Source organism: Limnobaculum allomyrinae (assembly GCF_016649425.1).
Classification (GTDB): domain Bacteria; phylum Pseudomonadota; class Gammaproteobacteria; order Enterobacterales; family Enterobacteriaceae; genus Limnobaculum; species Limnobaculum allomyrinae.
In genome coordinates this window covers 127,091-143,180 of the sequence record NZ_JADRCR010000004.1, presented here as the reverse complement: position 1 = coordinate 143,180, position 16,090 = coordinate 127,091, and the positions used below count along the sequence as shown (strand labels likewise).

The 16,090-nt window shown below is 44.6% G+C and carries 16 protein-coding genes and 1 tRNA gene; 8 read left to right on the top strand and 9 right to left on the bottom strand.

The window, feature by feature from the left end; translation table 11 throughout:
- Positions 1-59: 59 nt before the first annotated feature.
- Positions 60-136, bottom strand: a tRNA-Pro gene (locus tag I2494_RS09575).
- Between the two features lie 251 nt (positions 137-387).
- Here I2494_RS09575 and fpr point away from each other — a divergent pair.
- From fpr to tpiA, 3 genes are all read left to right on the top strand, one after another.
- A complete protein-coding gene (gene fpr / locus I2494_RS09570; RefSeq protein WP_218466630.1) occupies positions 388-1,134 on the top strand; it encodes a ferredoxin--NADP(+) reductase in 747 nt (248 codons plus the stop codon).
- Between the two features lie 141 nt (positions 1,135-1,275).
- Positions 1,276-1,953 (top strand): DUF1454 family protein, encoded by a 678-nt coding sequence (locus I2494_RS09565; RefSeq protein WP_228350911.1) that lies wholly within the window; start codon positions 1,276-1,278, stop codon positions 1,951-1,953.
- A gap of 173 nt (positions 1,954-2,126) precedes the next feature.
- The gene (tpiA, locus tag I2494_RS09560) at positions 2,127-2,894 is read left to right on the top strand and encodes a triose-phosphate isomerase (RefSeq protein WP_218466628.1); all 768 of its coding nucleotides are present in this window, start codon (positions 2,127-2,129) and stop codon (positions 2,892-2,894) included.
- Between the two features lie 76 nt (positions 2,895-2,970).
- On the opposite strand, the gene pfkA is transcribed toward tpiA, so the two are convergent.
- From pfkA to cpxP, 4 genes are all read right to left on the bottom strand, one after another.
- Entirely contained in the window at positions 2,971-3,933 is a 963-nt protein-coding gene (pfkA, locus tag I2494_RS09555; RefSeq protein ID WP_218466627.1) for a 6-phosphofructokinase, read from the bottom strand.
- A gap of 343 nt (positions 3,934-4,276) precedes the next feature.
- A complete protein-coding gene (gene fieF / locus I2494_RS09550) occupies positions 4,277-5,155 on the bottom strand; it encodes a CDF family cation-efflux transporter FieF (RefSeq protein ID WP_218466626.1) in 879 nt (292 codons plus the stop codon).
- Positions 5,156-5,419: 264 nt separating this feature from the next.
- Positions 5,420-6,310, bottom strand: coding sequence for an antimicrobial resistance protein Mig-14 (locus I2494_RS09545; RefSeq protein WP_218466625.1), 891 nt, complete (start codon positions 6,308-6,310; stop codon positions 5,420-5,422).
- A gap of 291 nt (positions 6,311-6,601) precedes the next feature.
- Positions 6,602-7,147, bottom strand: coding sequence for a cell-envelope stress modulator CpxP (cpxP, locus tag I2494_RS09540; protein WP_218466624.1), 546 nt, complete (start codon positions 7,145-7,147; stop codon positions 6,602-6,604).
- Positions 7,148-7,293: 146 nt separating this feature from the next.
- On the opposite strand from cpxP, the gene cpxR reads away from it, so the two are divergent.
- Genes cpxR through trmL form a run of 3 tightly spaced genes read left to right on the top strand, consistent with a single transcriptional unit; the run spans position 7,294 to position 9,895 of the window.
- Positions 7,294-7,992, top strand: coding sequence for an envelope stress response regulator transcription factor CpxR (gene cpxR, locus I2494_RS09535; RefSeq protein WP_218466623.1), 699 nt, complete (start codon positions 7,294-7,296; stop codon positions 7,990-7,992).
- Positions 7,989-9,368, top strand: coding sequence for an envelope stress sensor histidine kinase CpxA (gene cpxA, locus I2494_RS09530; protein WP_218466622.1), 1,380 nt, complete (start codon positions 7,989-7,991; stop codon positions 9,366-9,368). The genes cpxR and cpxA overlap by 4 nt, the downstream gene beginning before the upstream one ends.
- Before the next feature lie 53 nt (positions 9,369-9,421).
- A complete protein-coding gene (gene trmL / locus I2494_RS09525; protein ID WP_218466621.1) occupies positions 9,422-9,895 on the top strand; it encodes a tRNA (uridine(34)/cytosine(34)/5-carboxymethylaminomethyluridine(34)-2'-O)-methyltransferase TrmL in 474 nt (157 codons plus the stop codon).
- Positions 9,896-9,956: 61 nt separating this feature from the next.
- On the opposite strand, the gene cysE is transcribed toward trmL, so the two are convergent.
- From cysE to I2494_RS09505, 4 genes are all read right to left on the bottom strand, one after another.
- Positions 9,957-10,775 (bottom strand): serine O-acetyltransferase, encoded by an 819-nt coding sequence (gene cysE / locus I2494_RS09520; protein ID WP_218466620.1) that lies wholly within the window; start codon positions 10,773-10,775, stop codon positions 9,957-9,959.
- 57 nt (positions 10,776-10,832) lie between these two features.
- Positions 10,833-11,846, bottom strand: a complete 1,014-nt coding sequence (gene gpsA, locus I2494_RS09515; protein WP_218466619.1) for an NAD(P)H-dependent glycerol-3-phosphate dehydrogenase — start codon at positions 11,844-11,846, stop codon at positions 10,833-10,835.
- Positions 11,846-12,319, bottom strand: coding sequence for a protein-export chaperone SecB (gene secB / locus I2494_RS09510; RefSeq protein ID WP_218466618.1), 474 nt, complete (start codon positions 12,317-12,319; stop codon positions 11,846-11,848). Before secB ends, gpsA begins: the two co-directional genes overlap by 1 nt.
- A 105-nt stretch (positions 12,320-12,424) precedes the next feature.
- Complete coding sequence (locus I2494_RS09505; RefSeq protein ID WP_218466617.1) at positions 12,425-12,856, bottom strand: rhodanese-like domain-containing protein; 432 nt, start codon at positions 12,854-12,856, stop codon at positions 12,425-12,427.
- Positions 12,857-13,200: 344 nt separating this feature from the next.
- On the opposite strand from I2494_RS09505, the gene gpmM reads away from it, so the two are divergent.
- Entirely contained in the window at positions 13,201-14,745 is a 1,545-nt protein-coding gene (gene gpmM, locus I2494_RS09500; protein ID WP_218466616.1) for a 2,3-bisphosphoglycerate-independent phosphoglycerate mutase, read from the top strand.
- A 45-nt stretch (positions 14,746-14,790) separates the two neighbouring features.
- Entirely contained in the window at positions 14,791-16,089 is a 1,299-nt protein-coding gene (gene envC, locus I2494_RS09495; RefSeq protein ID WP_407657896.1) for a murein hydrolase activator EnvC, read from the top strand.
- The last annotated feature ends 1 nt before the right edge of the window (position 16,090 follow it).

Below are 16,090 nucleotides of genomic sequence, written 5' to 3'. Positions count from 1 at the left end.
GTTCAGGCACAATAAAAAGCAAAACCCCCGATGGCTTTCACCATCAGGGGTTTTTAATCTGGTCGGCGAGAGAGGATTCGAACCTCCGACCCACTGGTCCCAAACCAGTTGCGCTACCAAGCTGCGCTACTCGCCGTCGAATTGAGGCGCATGTTACTGCTGCCACAATATAAGGTCAACTGCTTTCCATCATCCCGCAGCCGACCGTAGATAAATGCAGCAAACCGCGGATAATTCACCCACATCAAGCAGATAAGCGTGTTTTTCTTCGGTTAATTTACTCATAATTGTTAACAAGAAGTGATATTCTAATTAACTCTCCAGACTTCTGGTTCCAGACACCTTTCTGGTTATACAACATGCAACAATATACTGAGGGGAAAACGCATGGCTGATTGGGTTTCAGGCACGGTGACACAGGTAGATAATTGGACAAACAACTTATTCAGCCTGCGTATTCATGCCCCTGTACGACCATTTACTGCCGGTCAGTTTGCTAAACTTGCCCTGGACATTGGAGGAGAACGAGTTCAGCGTGCTTACTCTTATGTCAATGCCCCCGGCAACCCGGAACTTGAATTTTATCTGGTCACCGTGCCGGAAGGTAAACTTAGCCCTCATCTTCACCGATTAAAAGCGGGCGATTCAGTTATGGTCACGCTGGATGCCGCAGGATTCTTTGTACTGGAAGAAGTTCCTGCCGTCGATACCCTCTGGATGCTATCAACCGGTACCGCTATTGGGCCGTTTCTCTCTATTCTTCAGGCGGGTGAAGATCTGGATCGATTTAACCATATCGTTTTGGTTCATGCCGCTCGCTACAGTCAGGATCTCAGCTATCTGCCTTTAATGCGTGAACTGGAAAAGCGCTATCAGGGAAAATTACGCATTCAAACTGTAGTCAGCCGGGAAAAAAGTCCCGACTCTTTGTTCGGTCGCATTCCTGCATTAATTGAAAGTGGTGAACTGGAGTCCGCTGTCGGACTAACCATTAGTCCGGAACAGAGTCACGTCATGCTTTGTGGTAACCCTGAAATGACAAAAGATACCCAGCAACTACTCAAACAACAACGCAATATGGCCAAACATCTACGCAGGAAACCGGGCCATATCACCAGTGAACAGTATTGGTAAATTCAGTAAAAGAGCGAATATCAGTCAGATCGCGTTGTCTGATACTTTACAGACAACGCAATAAATTTAGAGACATGTTTTTGACAAGCCAGACACAACAGGTTTTAATCAGACATTATCTCTTATAGATTAGTGATATATATGAATGACACGCAATCAGAACACTCAACATTAATGAAATCTGGAATTTCCGGCACACTCTTTTTGGCGCTGATGTTAAGTTCTGTGTCATTCGCAGCTCAGGAGAATCCCCCTACTCCATCCACTGAATCAACAACGACTGAACCAGCTATCGCACCCTATTTGAGAGAAGATGCTCCTTTATTCAGTCTGACTATCGCTCAATTCAGAGAAAAATTCTCAACCGCCAATCCAGATTTGCCATTAGGGGAATATAAGACGATTAAAACACTGGAGGTTAAATCTCCACTGCTCCGTGCCGCCAGTCGAATTAACAGTACTCTGTACTCTTCAGCAGCTATTGATAAAAGCCAGCGCACAATCAAAAGCTTACAACTCACTTATCTGCCACCTACGCCATCAGAAGAAAAAACCGAAAAACCGGAAGAGGCCGCTAAAGTAGAAAAAGCCAATAAAGCTGTGTTAATCAACTATATGAGTGCGTTTATCAATCTATTTGAACCCACGCTATCAGCAGAAAAGTGCCAAAAGAAATCCATTGAGCTACTGGAAAAAGGCAAAGGAACTCCCTTCTATCAACAAACTGAAGGTACATTGCGTTTTGTTATAGCCGATCATCGTGAAAAAGGTATAACATTCGCTATTGAACCGATTAAGCTGTCGCTATCTGACAAGTAAATTATCAAAAGTAAGATGCACCGCTAACAATCAATAAAAGCTAAACCCGAAGCATTAAGTCGTTCTATACTAGGGAACAAATTGATACTGGCATTAACCTGTCATCAAATGCTTTAAATCACTAACTCACTGTAATGAAAGTTATTACCGTATAATCTGATTGGAGAAAAAACATGCGTCATCCATTAGTTATGGGAAACTGGAAACTCAACGGCAGCAGACATATGGTCAACGAACTGATCGATGGTCTGCGTAAAGAAGTCAGCAGTGTAGATGGTTGTGATATTGCGATTGCTCCACCATTTATTTATCTGGATCAGGCAAAACATCAGGCTTCTGGTAGCCGTATTATGCTGGGTGCTCAAAACGTTGATATCAACCTTTCAGGTGCATTCACCGGCGAAACGTCAGCCAATATGTTAAAAGACATTGGTATGAAATACGTTATTATCGGTCACTCAGAGCGTCGTACTTACCACAAAGAAAGTGACGAAGTGATTGCTGAGAAATTCGCGGTTTTAAAAGAAGCGGGTTTGATTCCTGTCTTGTGCATTGGTGAAACTGAAGCAGAAAACGAAGCCGGTCAAACCGAAGCCGTTTGTGCAAGACAACTGGATGCCGTATTAAAAACCATGGGTGCTCCGGCATTTGAAAACAGTGTGATTGCTTATGAACCGGTTTGGGCAATCGGCACCGGCAAATCAGCAACCCCAGCCCAGGCTCAGGCCGTTCACAAATTTATCCGTGACCATATTGCCAAACATGATGCCAATGTTGCTGCTCAAGTGATTATCCAGTACGGCGGTTCAGTAAACGCCAGCAACGCTGCAGAATTATTCTCTCAGCCTGATATCGATGGTGCACTGGTTGGCGGCGCATCATTAAAAGCAGATGCGTTTGCAGTGATTGTTAAAGCTGCGGCAGAAGCTAAAAAAGCATAATCGCTTTTCATGCTCAATAAAAAACCCGGAACATTTTTCCGGGTTTTTTCATCTCGATAACGATGTTCAGGCAGAATCAGAACAGCTCTTTTGCCGTTTTCAACCAGTCGCTCTTAAATGGACGCTTCATATTCTCGATAGCATCGATGATATCGTGATGAACCATCTTCTCATTCTGAATGCCTACGCAGCGACCACCATGGCCTTCCAACAGTAAATCAATAGCATAAGCGCCCATACGGGAAGCTAAAATACGATCGTAAGGGACAGGAGAACCACCGCGTTGAATATGACCCAACACCGTTGCACGCGTATCGCGATGGGTTTTTTCCTGAATATATTTGGCCAGCTCATCAATATCACAAATGTGCTCGGTGATAGCCACAATTGCGTGTTTCTTACCTTTACCAATACCCGCCATGATCTCTTTTACCAGTTCATCACGATCGAACTCAATCTCAGGCAGAACGATAAATTCACAACCGCCGGCAATGGCTGCAGCCAGAGTCAAATCACCGCAGTGGCGGCCCATGACTTCAACAATCGAAATACGTTGATGAGATGAAGAGGTATCACGCAAGCGGTCAATCGCTTCAACCACAGTGCCTAATGCGGTAAAGAAACCGATGGTGTAATCAGTACCGGCTACATCATTATCGATTGTTCCCGGTAAACCAATACATGGGAAGCCGCGCTCTGTCAGCAATTTCGCTCCCATATAAGAACCATCACCGCCAATAACCACCAGCGCATCAATATTTCTGCGTCTCAGGTTTTCTATCGCAATTTCACGAACGGCAGGATCTCTAAATTCCGGATAACGAACAGAGCCCAGAAAAGTACCACCACGGTTAATAACATCAGATACGCTATAGCGATCTAACTGTTCCATGCGATCTTCACACAGCCCCTGATAACCATCATAAATACCAAAAACTTCCAATCCCTGAGAAAGTGCAGCACGCACAACACCACGGATTGCCGCATTCATTCCTGGTGCATCACCACCACTCGTTAAAACGCCGATTCTTTTGATCATGACCACCTCTAAACTGACAGATGTTATTTTAGATATCGTTCCACCAAATGCCATGCATTACATGACAGTGGAACATAGTGAGCCGTCAGGCTCGTGGTTATCAATTAAATGCACCGGGCGCATTATGTAGGGTAATCCCCGGGCTTTTAATCCTGTTGACTACATTTCAGACTAATGTCTGCTGACTTTAGTGTTTCAGTATAGCAAACATGATTTGCTGAATTGATTCAGTTTAAGTTAAAAACGGTAATAATTAATATAGATAAAAGAATTATTTTTTTATCGTCCCGAAATAAGTTTCTGCTAATGGTTAATCTGACTCATTCGCAAGCAGAGTTCATTTTCAGGATACCACCACAGAATAAGGATCCTGATGAATGATAACTTCTGAATTGGGAAAACGTTTTAATATATCCTGCTCTACGTCATCGGCAATTTTATGCGCCTCAATCAACGGTAGCTCATCTGCCATTTCCACATGCAACTGAATAAAACGAGTTGGGCCTGACTGACGAGTACGAAGATCGTGAGCCCCCATGATGCCCGGCTTCGACAATGCAATGTCCATAATTTCCTGCCGCTCTTCGTCCGGTAATGCTCTGTCCAGCAGCGTTTGTACCGCATCATAAGCCATCGTTAATGCGCTGTATAAAATGTAGCAGCCAATGCCTAAAGCAAAGATCGCATCTGCATGCAGGAAGCCATAAAGACTCAGTCCTAATGCCGCCAGAATAGCGCCGTTCATGAAGATATCTGACTGATAATGTAGCATATCCGCACGAATAGCCTGACTTTGCGTTTTTCTTACCACCCAACGTTGAAAAGTGACCAAACCAATGGTGCTGATTAACGAAATGACGGTAACAATAATACCGATAGCGGCAGATTTAATTGGTTGAGGATTCGCCAGATGCTGAAAACCGGTTAAAAACAGGAAAATAGCAGAACCGCTGATAAACATGCTTTGGGCTAATGCAGCCAGAGACTCCGCTTTACCATGACCAAATGTGTGCTGATGATCGGCAGGCTGCAAAGCATAACGTACGACCAACAAATTAGTGACCGAAGCGGCAATATCTACCATTGAGTCAACCAATGCAGCCAGCAAACTGACAGATCCGGTAAGCCACCAGGCAGCAATTTTTACCAACAATAATACTGTTGCCATACTTGCTGCGCAGATTGCTGCTGTTTTAACTAGTCGTCCGTACTGATCGCTCACGTTCTATTGCTCCTGAATACTATCAGTCAAAGCAGTTAGTATAGCGATTTTTAGGCAAAAAAAACCCACGGCCAATCTCAACTGGCTTACTACTTTTAATCACATATCAATAACTTTATTCATTCAGAATAATGACAATACAATGTAAAAAGAGAGCTGGCCACGTTTAATGTACATAAAAACAATAATTTTAGAACGTAAAAATTAGTTAACTATTGCATCACATAGGTATTAATCTAATGAAATATACTTTCATAATAAAAACTAAATTGTCAAAATACGTCCTACAGTCTGAGGTAAACACCAACGAGCCTTATATGCACCAGACATAGCACCAAAAGAAAAATACATCGGTACGTTCAGATTAACTGCATATGCATGAGCTTTTTTTAAATTATTCCACATTAAAATAGAACCCAGAGAATGTTTATTAATATTCATATCATAGCCAATATTAATGAAATCAACAAAGAAGCCTTTCTTAGAAAGGCTGAATATTAATAACTGAATTCCTACAGGTTCACCATTCAGATAAACTACATCACCAAAAAAATTATTTTTACATTCTCGAAAAAAATCAATATTTAATTCAGGCTCATTTATCCGTACACCCCGTCGGTTAAAGAAAAGAATATCATATATATTAAATAATTCTAATGGTGAAAGAGCATTTACATCAACAAAACTTCCTCCATCCTCCAGAAAAAGACGCTCCTTTCTATTCATAGTTGATATTGATTTCTTTGAAAAACCATTAACCACATCTTTTGTATATGCGACTCTTCTTTTAGATAAGAAATGAAATGATGTATTTATAAAACTATTAAACGAAGGATATATACATTTTGATTTAAATGGTGCAAGCACTCGCACACCATCCATGAAAGGCGGTAATATAGAATATGCTGGAATAGGAAGATGCATATTAGTTCTTTTGGGATTTTTAAGATCGTTTGTTAACCACCCATTATCCAGACACACTCCTCCTACAAGATTATTATTTCGCTTATAAGAAAGAAATCTAAAATCAGCGCCCTTATTAAGCATAAATTTAATAAATAATGGAGATGATTCACAATTGAATCCAAATGAATCACATAATAAGGCGTATTCTTCAAATGAACACTCATCCCAACCCAAAAATTTTGCAATCACTTCCAACCACCATAGCTAACAGCTTGTAATTGTATATTCACCAATATATGACAATATTATGATATAACGACCTTAATTATTCTCTATTATCATAGTTTCTTTCTTTTCTGTCTATGTTCTCAAGAATAGTGCGGCCAATACCAGCTACTCGCTATGTGTTCATAGTAAGAATTAAGAAGCAAAAAAAACCCCGCCGTCTATGGCGGGGAAGACATGGATGGTGTCTAAGGCAAGGAAAAACATACATCATAGGATTTACTACATACGACTACTTACAACTACATACTCTTACTACTGGGGATCCGGTTCATCATATTTGCGCATCAGGTCTAAGTGATGCTGCATCATCACCATCCTTTCGGAATGGTTATGATTGAATATCTTTTGCTGCTCTGGCGTTAACAAGCTATAAAACTGGTGATTAACTCGAGCTAAAGCAATTTGTCTCTCCACCTGTGCTTTAGCGATAACTTCAGCCTGTGCACGCGCTACATCTTCATCAAATTTGTCGGCAATGATTAACTGATGCATTGCCTCCATGTTATCCCGGTACATCTGTGGCATAACATCATGGTAATTTTGTTTTATCAGGTCTCGCATCTGCTGGCGTTGTTTGGCGGTTAACTTCAATCCTTCAAACAAACCATGCTGGCGCATCACCTCTGTTTTCATCACTTCACCGCTATTCGCGGGAGAAACCGAACTAAAACAAGCTTCCGTCTCTGTACAATTTACTGGTTCAGCTGGAGATTCAGCGTTTTTTGTGTCTGCGGCCAACACTGTTGATGTACTCAGTGCTAACATTGATGCCATAATTAGTAAATTAACTTTATGCATCACCTTCTCCGCAAACTTCACCGTATTGAACCGATGTAGAGAAGTCTACCCGAGCGGATGAAAACTAGCGTCAGTGCTTGTAAATGTGTGTAAAGTCATGGATTAGCGCCACCTATTCGAGTAATTTTGCTTCCGGAGGAAACACTATGAGTAAAATATTGCTTGTTGATGACGATCGTGAAATCACGTCATTGCTGGAAGAATTACTGGAGTTGGAAGGGTTTGACGTTGTTGTTGCTTATGATGGCGAACAAGCAATAAACATGATGGATGACACTATTGACCTGCTTCTGCTGGACATTATGATGCCAAAGAAAAATGGCATCGATACATTAAAAGAGTTACGTCAAAATTACCAAACACCGGTGATTATGCTTACTGCCCGCGGTAGCGAGCTTGATAGAGTATTAGGACTGGAATTAGGCGCCGATGACTATCTGCCTAAGCCATTTAACGATCGCGAGCTGATAGCCCGTATCCGCGCTATTTTAAGACGTTCCAACTGGAGCGAACAACAACAAGAACCTGAAGTCAGTTCCAATACGCTACAGGTAGATAAATTACGTTTGAATCCGGGTCGTCAGGAAGCCAGTTTCGACGGTCAGACCCTCGATCTGACCGGTACTGAGTTCACCCTGCTTTACTTATTAGCTCAACGTTTGGGCCAGGTGGTTTCTCGTGAATATTTAAGTCAGGAAGTATTAGGGAAACGCTTAACACCATTCGATCGTGCTATTGATATGCATATTTCCAACCTCAGACGTAAATTACCTGAACGCCATGACGGCTTACCTTGGTTTAAGACTCTGCGTGGCCGCGGCTATCTGATGGTTACTGTGACATGATTACCTTCAATAGCCTGACAACGCGCATTTTCGCCATATTCTGGCTAACCCTGACGTTAGTGGTCATGGTGGTACTAATGGTTCCAAAACTTGACTCCCGTCAGTTGGCCGCACTGTTGGACAGCGAGCGGCGTCAGGGAACCATGCTGGAACAACACGTTGAAGCTGAACTGGCCAGTACACCTAACAGCGATTTAATGTGGTGGCGCAGGCTATTACAGGCTATTGAAAAGTGGTCTCCCCCTGGCCAGCGTATGTTGCTGGTCACCAGTGAAGGGCGAATTGTCGGCATCCTTAAACGTAATGAAATGCAGATGGTGCGCAACTTTATCGGACAAGCTGATAATGCTGACTATCCGATGAAGAAAAAATATGGCCTGCTGGAAATGGTGGGGCCATTTTCAGTGCGCGATAGAGAAGAACACTATCAGCTGTATTTAATGCGCCCGGCAACCAGCCCACAGTCAGACTTTATCAACCTGCTGTTTGACCGCCCGCTGTTATTGCTGGCTGTAACCATGGTTATCAGTATACCGCTGTTGCTCTGGCTGGCCTGGAGTCTGGCTAAACCAGCCCGCAAACTAAAACGCGCCGCGGATGAAGTCGCCCGAGGCAACCTGAAAGAGTCCCCCGAACTTGAGTTTGGCCCACTAGAATTCCGCGCAGCGGGTGCCAGCTTTAACCAAATGGTGAGCGGGCTGGATCGCATGGTAAAAGCCCAGCAAAGATTAATCTCTGACATCTCCCATGAATTAAGAACACCACTGACTCGTTTGCAGCTGGCGACGGCATTGATGAGACGTCGGCACGGTGAATCTAAAGAATTGGTTCGAATAGAGACTGAAGCACAGCGGCTGGACCATATGATCAACCATCTGCTGGATCTGTCTCGCAACCAATATAAAAGTGAAATCGCCAGAGAGCGCCTGTTGGCAAATGAACTTTGGGCTGATGTTCTCGATAACGCTAAATTTGAAGCTGAACATACGGATAAAAAGCTGGAAATTGCCGTTCCTCCGGGCCCCTGGCCGATTTTTGGCAACCGGGCAGCGCTGGACAGTGCATTAGAGAATGTGATTCGTAACGCTTTCCGATACTCCAACAACCATATCGTTGTGACTTTCAACTGCAACGAACAGGGCGTTGAAATTCATGTCGATGACGACGGGCCGGGTGTAGCGGAAGAAGATCGCGAACAAATTTTCCGACCATTTTATCGTACAGATGAAGCTCGAGACCGTAATTCCGGCGGCTCTGGTCTTGGTTTAGCCATTGTGGAATCGGCAACTAGCCAGCATGGCGGCTGGGCCAAAGCAGAAAAGAGCCCGTTAGGCGGACTACGTCTGATAATTTGGCTGCCTCTTTACGTTCGCTAGTTCTAGCGCGATTCAATATCTGCTATTCTGCGCCTCTCTGAATTGGGGGGCGCATGTTAAATATTGTTTTATTCGAACCAGAAATACCACCAAACACCGGCAACATTATCCGCCTGTGTGCAAATACCGGATTCCAGCTACATCTGATAGAACCACTGGGTTTTACCTGGGATGATAAACGTCTGCGCCGCGCCGGACTGGATTACCATGAGTTTACTGCTATCAAACGCCATAAGAATTATCAGACGTTTGTTGCTAACGAAAATCCTGCCCGGCTATTTGCCCTGACCACCAAAGGAACACCGGCTCACAGCGCAGTATCATATCAGCCCGGCGATTACCTGCTGTTTGGTCCTGAAACGCGTGGCTTACCTGCGGAAGTTTTGGATAACCTGCCGAAAGAGCAAAAAATTCGCATTCCTATGCAACCGAACAGCCGCAGTATGAACCTGTCAAATGCCGTTTCAGTGGTGGTGTATGAAGCATGGAGGCAATTAGGTTATCAGGGAGCATTACATCGGGAATAGAAACTGACCGGAAAACCGGTCAGCAAAAATAAACTATTTGAACAATTCTGATGGCAAATGGTTAATCATCAACCGGGAGATCGATATCCCCCTTCAAGCCATTAAAGCTTTGATCCATTTCCATTGAAGGCTTATCGCAGCCTGAGCGCCCAACAATTCGGGCCGGTACACCTGCTACCGTGGTATAAGGCGGTACCGCTTGTAGCACCACAGAACCCGCACCAATTTTGGCGCCTCTTCCCACTTCAATATTGCCAAGAATTTTAGCACCTGCACCAATCATCACCCCTTCACGGATCTTAGGATGACGATCGCCACCTTCTTTGCCGGTACCACCCAACGTCACAGATTGAAGAATAGAGACATCGTTATCTACAACGGCGGTTTCACCAATCACAATGCCGGTAGCGTGATCCAGCATGATACCGTGACCAATACGCGCCGCCGGATGAATATCGACCCCAAACACCACAGAGACTTGGTTTTGCAGATAAATCGCCAGTGCTTTACGATTCTGCTGCCATAACCAGTGGCCCACGCGATAGGCCTGCAATGCATGGAAACCTTTAAGGTAAAGTAGTGGCGTTGAGTATTTATCAACCGCAGGATCGCGCTGACGTACCGCCAAAATATCACGAGCGGCAGATTCAACAATGGTGTTATCAGACTGAATTGCCGCTTCAATAATTTCCCGCACGGAAATTGCCGGCATGGTGGCACTGGCCAATTTATTGGCCAGAATATAGCTCAGGGCATTCCCCAGAAACTCATGATTCAACAGTGTCGAATGAAAGAAACTGGCAAGGATAGGTTCACAATCAACCAGTTTTCGCGCTTCAACTTTTATCTCATTCCAGACCTGCATTGACTCTGATGACATTTTCCAGCTCCTGCTTACACCTCTGGTTCCAATAAAAACAATGGATACTGATGGTAATTAGACTTTTATTTTCTCATCTTTGCTGGTTCTGCTGAGTAGAGTGATAGCCGCTTCCCGGGCATCTTTACCGGCATAAAGTACCTGATAAATCTGTTCAGTAATTGGCATCTCTACGCCATGGCGCTGAGCCAGTACCCACACTTCTTTGGTATTACGATAGCCTTCAACCACCTGACCAATCAGGTTTTGGGCTTCTTCAACATTCTTTCCTTCGCCCAGCATAATGCCAAAACGACGGTTACGGGATTGGTTATCCGTACAGGTCAATACCAGATCCCCTAATCCAGCCATGCCCATAAAGGTGGCAGGATCTGCGCCCAAAGCGGCACCTAAGCGACTCATTTCTGCCAGACCCCGGGTTATTAATGCTGTTCTGGCATTGGCACCAAAGCCAATACCGTCAGACATACCGGCACCAATCGCAATAACGTTTTTAACCGCACCGCCTAACTGAACGCCAATAAAGTCCGGATTGCTGTAAACCCTGAAACTCTTCCCGCAGTGCAATAACTTTTGCAGATCATCAGTGAACTGAGGATCCGATGAAGCCACCGCGATTGCGGTAGGTAAACCCGCGGCAAGCTCTTTAGCAAAAGTGGGGCCGGAGATAACAGCCAGAGGGATATCATCCCCTAACGCTTCTCTGGCGACTTCGGCCAACAAACGCCCGGTTTCGGCTTCCAGCCCTTTAGTTGCCCAGACAATACGCGCATTTGGCTGTAAAAACGGTTTGATCTGGCGAAGGACATCACCAAAAACATGACTGGGTACAACCACCAGAATATCCTGACTGACACTGATAGCCTGCTGGAGATCGGCCTGCAACTGTAACGTATCCGGGAATGGAACATCCGGAAGAAATGCCTGATTCTTTCGGTCCTGTTGCAGTTGTGCAATATGTTTAGGATCGTGGCCCCACAGCACCACCGAGTGACCATTACGCGCCAGCGTAATGGCTAAAGCGGTGCCGTACGAGCCGGCACCGATAACAGTCATATCGACCTGTTTCATTACGCGTCCTGATGCGGCGCAGCGCCTTGCTCAGCTTCGGCTTGCTGTTGCAGATAGTTCATGAACAGCGCATCAAAGTTAACTGGCGCCAAATTCAATTGAGGGAAACTACCGCGAGAAACCAGAGCAGACACGCATTCACGAGCATAAGGGAACAAAATGTTCGGGCAGTATGCACCCAGGCAGTGAGCCATCTGAGAATCATCCAGGCCAGTGATGCTAAAGATACCTGCTTGCTGGACTTCACATAAGAATGCAGTATCTTCACCCAGCATCGCTGTTGCTGTAACGCGTAAAACCACTTCAAATACACCATCGCCCAGTTGGCTGGAAGCCGTATCTAAATCCAGTTTTACCTGAGGATCCCAATCTTGTTGAAAAATCAACGGTGCTGCTGGAGCTTCAAAAGAGACGTCTTTGGTATAAATGCGTTGGATTTGAAACGCCATTTCTGGGTTGCTTTGCTCTGACATAAAAAATTACCTTTAAGTTAAATGTCCTTCTCATGCTGAAATAAAGCAATAATCGGGAATATTGAGACAAACAGTAAAATGGGGCTCATCCCGTTTTACCGACTATTACTTACCGCGAACCAATGGCAGGTTTTCACCACTCCAGCCAGATAATCCATTTTTCAGAGTGAATACCTGTGTAAAGCCCTCTTTAACCAACGCTTCTGCCGGCTCTTTTGAACTGGTGCCATTAGCACACAGTACCACCACCGGACGCTCTTTATGTTTGTCCAAAACGGCAAGAGTGCCATTTTTAATATCTGTTGGCGTTAAGTTGATAGCACCGACAATATGCCCTTTACGGAAATCATCGATAGTACGGGTGTCAACAACGACGGCATCTTCTGAGTTGATCAGCCGGGTCAAATCCGAATTGCTGATATCTTTAACTTTAGATGTTGCTGTTTTTAGCGTCATAAAAATGACAGCGATCAGTAACCCAACCCAGGCAATACTCAATACCGGATGGTTACTAACAAATTGCATAACTTGTTCCATGGAGAATAACAACTCCCGCTGTTTGGGATTAAATAATCAAGGTTATGGAGTATACCTTCGCACTGCATCAAATACAGCCAAAATACGGTTAGCAATGCAGAAAATACGGCATATCTCTAAAAATTTTACCAAGAGTCTACAGCGAAACATATTGAAAAAGAGTAAAAACAGGTATCAAAGTCTGATTTTCCGCTTATTTTTCTCCGACTGTAGTAAAATTCTCCGCCAAATGACGATGCTGGTTGTACCTATCGTTACCTCTAAGTTCTCAATGTGGTATAAGAAGCACATTGGATATGAAATAAGTACTGCAAAATTTCAATGTTATTTACGAGGTTATTTGAATGTCGAGCACAAAAAAACCCATGGTTCTGGTGATTCTTGATGGTTATGGCTATCGGGAAGAACAACAGGATAACGCCATCATTAATGCTAAAAAACCCGTGATGGATAATCTGTGGAAGAACTACCCACATACACTCATTGCTGCTTCTGGTCTGGATGTAGGTTTACCCGATGGTCAAATGGGTAACTCTGAAGTTGGCCACGTGAATCTGGGCGCCGGACGCATCGTTTATCAAGATCTCACTCGTCTGGACAAAGAGATTAAAGATGGTGACTTCTTTACCAACCCGGTATTAACTTCCGCTGTTGATGGCGCAGTTGCAGCCAATAAAGCGGTTCACATTATGGGATTGATGTCCCCTGGTGGCGTTCACAGCCATGAAGACCATATTCTGGCGATGATTGAATTAGCCGCAAAGCGTGGCGCAAAAGCCGTATACCTGCATGCTTTTCTGGATGGTCGCGACACCCCACCCCGTAGTGCGCAATCAACACTGAAACGATTCACCCAAGAATTTGAAAAGCTGGGCTGTGGTCGTATCGCTTCTATCGTAGGCCGTTACTATGCAATGGACCGCGATAACCGTTGGGATCGTGTGCAACTTGCTTATGATCTGATGACTGATGCCAACGGCGAATTTACCGCAGAAGATGCGGTTTCTGGATTACAGGCTGCATACAGCCGTGATGAAAACGATGAGTTTGTTAAACCGACGGTTATTCAAAAATCAGGTGAACCTTCTGCCGCGATGCAGGATGGTGATGCATTAATTTTTATGAATTTCCGAGCTGACCGTGCTCGTCAAATCACTCGTACTTTTATCAATTCTGACTTCGACGGATTTAAACGTAATAAAGTGGTTAAGTTCAGCGAGTTTGTCATGCTGACAGAATACGCGGCTGATATTAAAGCGGCATGTGCTTACCCACCAGATTCACTCACTAATACCTTTGGTGAATGGCTGATGAAGCACGATAAGACTCAGTTACGTATTTCAGAAACAGAAAAATATGCCCACGTGACATTTTTCTATAATGGCGGCGTAGAAGATCCATTCACCGGTGAAGATCGTATTCTGGTGAATTCGCCTAAAGTTGCTACCTATGACTTACAACCAGAAATGAGTTCCGCAGAACTCACCGAGAAGTTAGTTGCGGCTATCGAAAGCGGTAAATATGACGCCATTATATGTAACTACCCTAACGGCGATATGGTTGGTCATACCGGTGTATATGAAGCAGCGATTAAAGCCGTAGAAACGCTGGATGCCTGTGTTGGTCAAGTGGTTGCCGCCGTTGAAAAAGTAGGTGGACAATTATTGGTTACTGCCGACCATGGTAATGCTGAACAAATGCGCGATCCGGCAACGGGTCAGGCTCATACGGCACATACCAGCCTGCCAGTACCATTAATTTATGTAGGAAAGTCAGCACAGGTCGTCGAAGGTGGCAAACTGTCTGACCTTGCACCAACCATGCTCAGCCTGATGGGAATGGAAATTCCACAAGAGATGACTGGTAAGCCGCTGTTCATCGTGAAATAATCGCCTTCCATGAAGGAAGCGATTTTTTTTCACAATTCACAAGCTATCAGGGGGTCGATTGTGCGGATACCAAAACAGGACTCTGCACCACGTGTATCGACCCACCGTTTCAGTTTGAGTGTTATTTGCGCCAGCCTGCTCTGTGCTGGCGCACTTCTCTATTCTTATCCTGGCTATGCTGACGAAAATAATAAGCAGCAGCTTAATTCCGTTTTACAAGACATTGCTGAAAAAGAAAAAAACGTCAAACTACAGCAAAAACAGCGTGAAGACCTTAATGTGCAGCTTAAAGAGCAGGAGAAATCCATTGCTCAGTCCAGCCTGATATTACGCAAAACCCAGGGGGCGCTAAATACCTTAGGTAGCGAAATCGGCACCCTTAACAACAATATAAAACGGCTGCAAAAACAACAAAATACTCAGCAGGAGTATCTGGCTAAACAGCTGGATGCCGCTTTTCGACTGGGAAAAAGCTCCGAGCTTCAACTGATTCTGGAAAGTGAAGAGAGTCAACGCAGCGAGAGGATCCTCGCCTATTACGGTTATCTGAATCAGGCTCGTCAAAAAACTATTGATGAACTCAAAGAAACACAAACCGACCTGAAGCAGGAAAAAGCCAAGTTACAAACCAAACAGACCGAGCAGAAAACTCTGCTTGGCCAGCAAAAAGACGAACAGGTAAAACTGGAGTCCGTACGCCAGGCTCGTAAGAAAACCTTAAGTGCTTTGGATGTTTCCATTCAAGCCGATCAGCAAAAACTGGCGGAATTGAAGAAAAATGAATCCCGCTTAAGGGATCAAATAGCCAAAGCTGAACGGGAAGCCAAAGCCCGTGCTGCCCGCGAACAACGGGAAGCGGAAAAACTAAGAGTGCGTCAACAGCAGGCTCAAAAATCAGGTTCAGTGTATAAACCAACAGAAGAAGAGCGTTCTCTGATGGCGCGTACTGGTGGACTTGGTCGTCCGGCAGCTCAGGCGATATGGCCAGTAAGAGGGCAAGTAAGCCATCGGTTTGGTGAAGCATTGCAAGGTGAGCTTCGCTGGAAAGGTATGGTTATTAACGCTGCGGAAGGCAGTGAAGTTCGAGCCATTGCTGATGGTCGGGTATTACTGGCTGACTGGCTACAAGGCTATGGTCTGGTTGTTGTTATCGAGCATGGTAAAAGTGACATGAGCCTGTATGGCTATAACCAGAGTGCACTGGTCAGTGTTGGTAGTCAGGTTAAAGCGGGTCAACCAATTGCGCTGGTTGGCACCAGTGGCGGTCAGGGAGAACCTTCGCTGTATTTTGAAATTCGCCGTCAGGGACAAGCAGTTAACCCACAACCATGGCTTGGGAAATAGT

Coding starts and splice junctions, on each gene's coding strand:
- cpxA (WP_218466622.1), top strand. CDS start 7,989: ATGATTACCTTCAATAGCCTGACAACGCGCATTTTCGCCATATTCTGG.
- tpiA (WP_218466628.1), top strand. CDS start 2,127: ATGCGTCATCCATTAGTTATGGGAAACTGGAAACTCAACGGCAGCAGA.
- gpsA (WP_218466619.1), bottom strand. CDS start 11,846: ATGAAACAGGTCGATATGACTGTTATCGGTGCCGGCTCGTACGGCACC.
- fpr (WP_218466630.1), top strand. CDS start 388: ATGGCTGATTGGGTTTCAGGCACGGTGACACAGGTAGATAATTGGACA.
- trmL (WP_218466621.1), top strand. CDS start 9,422: ATGTTAAATATTGTTTTATTCGAACCAGAAATACCACCAAACACCGGC.
- pfkA (WP_218466627.1), bottom strand. CDS start 3,933: ATGATCAAAAGAATCGGCGTTTTAACGAGTGGTGGTGATGCACCAGGA.
- secB (WP_218466618.1), bottom strand. CDS start 12,319: ATGTCAGAGCAAAGCAACCCAGAAATGGCGTTTCAAATCCAACGCATT.
- gpmM (WP_218466616.1), top strand. CDS start 13,201: ATGTCGAGCACAAAAAAACCCATGGTTCTGGTGATTCTTGATGGTTAT.
- cpxP (WP_218466624.1), bottom strand. CDS start 7,147: ATGCATAAAGTTAATTTACTAATTATGGCATCAATGTTAGCACTGAGT.
- cpxR (WP_218466623.1), top strand. CDS start 7,294: ATGAGTAAAATATTGCTTGTTGATGACGATCGTGAAATCACGTCATTG.
- cysE (WP_218466620.1), bottom strand. CDS start 10,775: ATGTCATCAGAGTCAATGCAGGTCTGGAATGAGATAAAAGTTGAAGCG.
- I2494_RS09505 (WP_218466617.1), bottom strand. CDS start 12,856: ATGGAACAAGTTATGCAATTTGTTAGTAACCATCCGGTATTGAGTATT.
- I2494_RS09565 (WP_228350911.1), top strand. CDS start 1,276: ATGAATGACACGCAATCAGAACACTCAACATTAATGAAATCTGGAATT.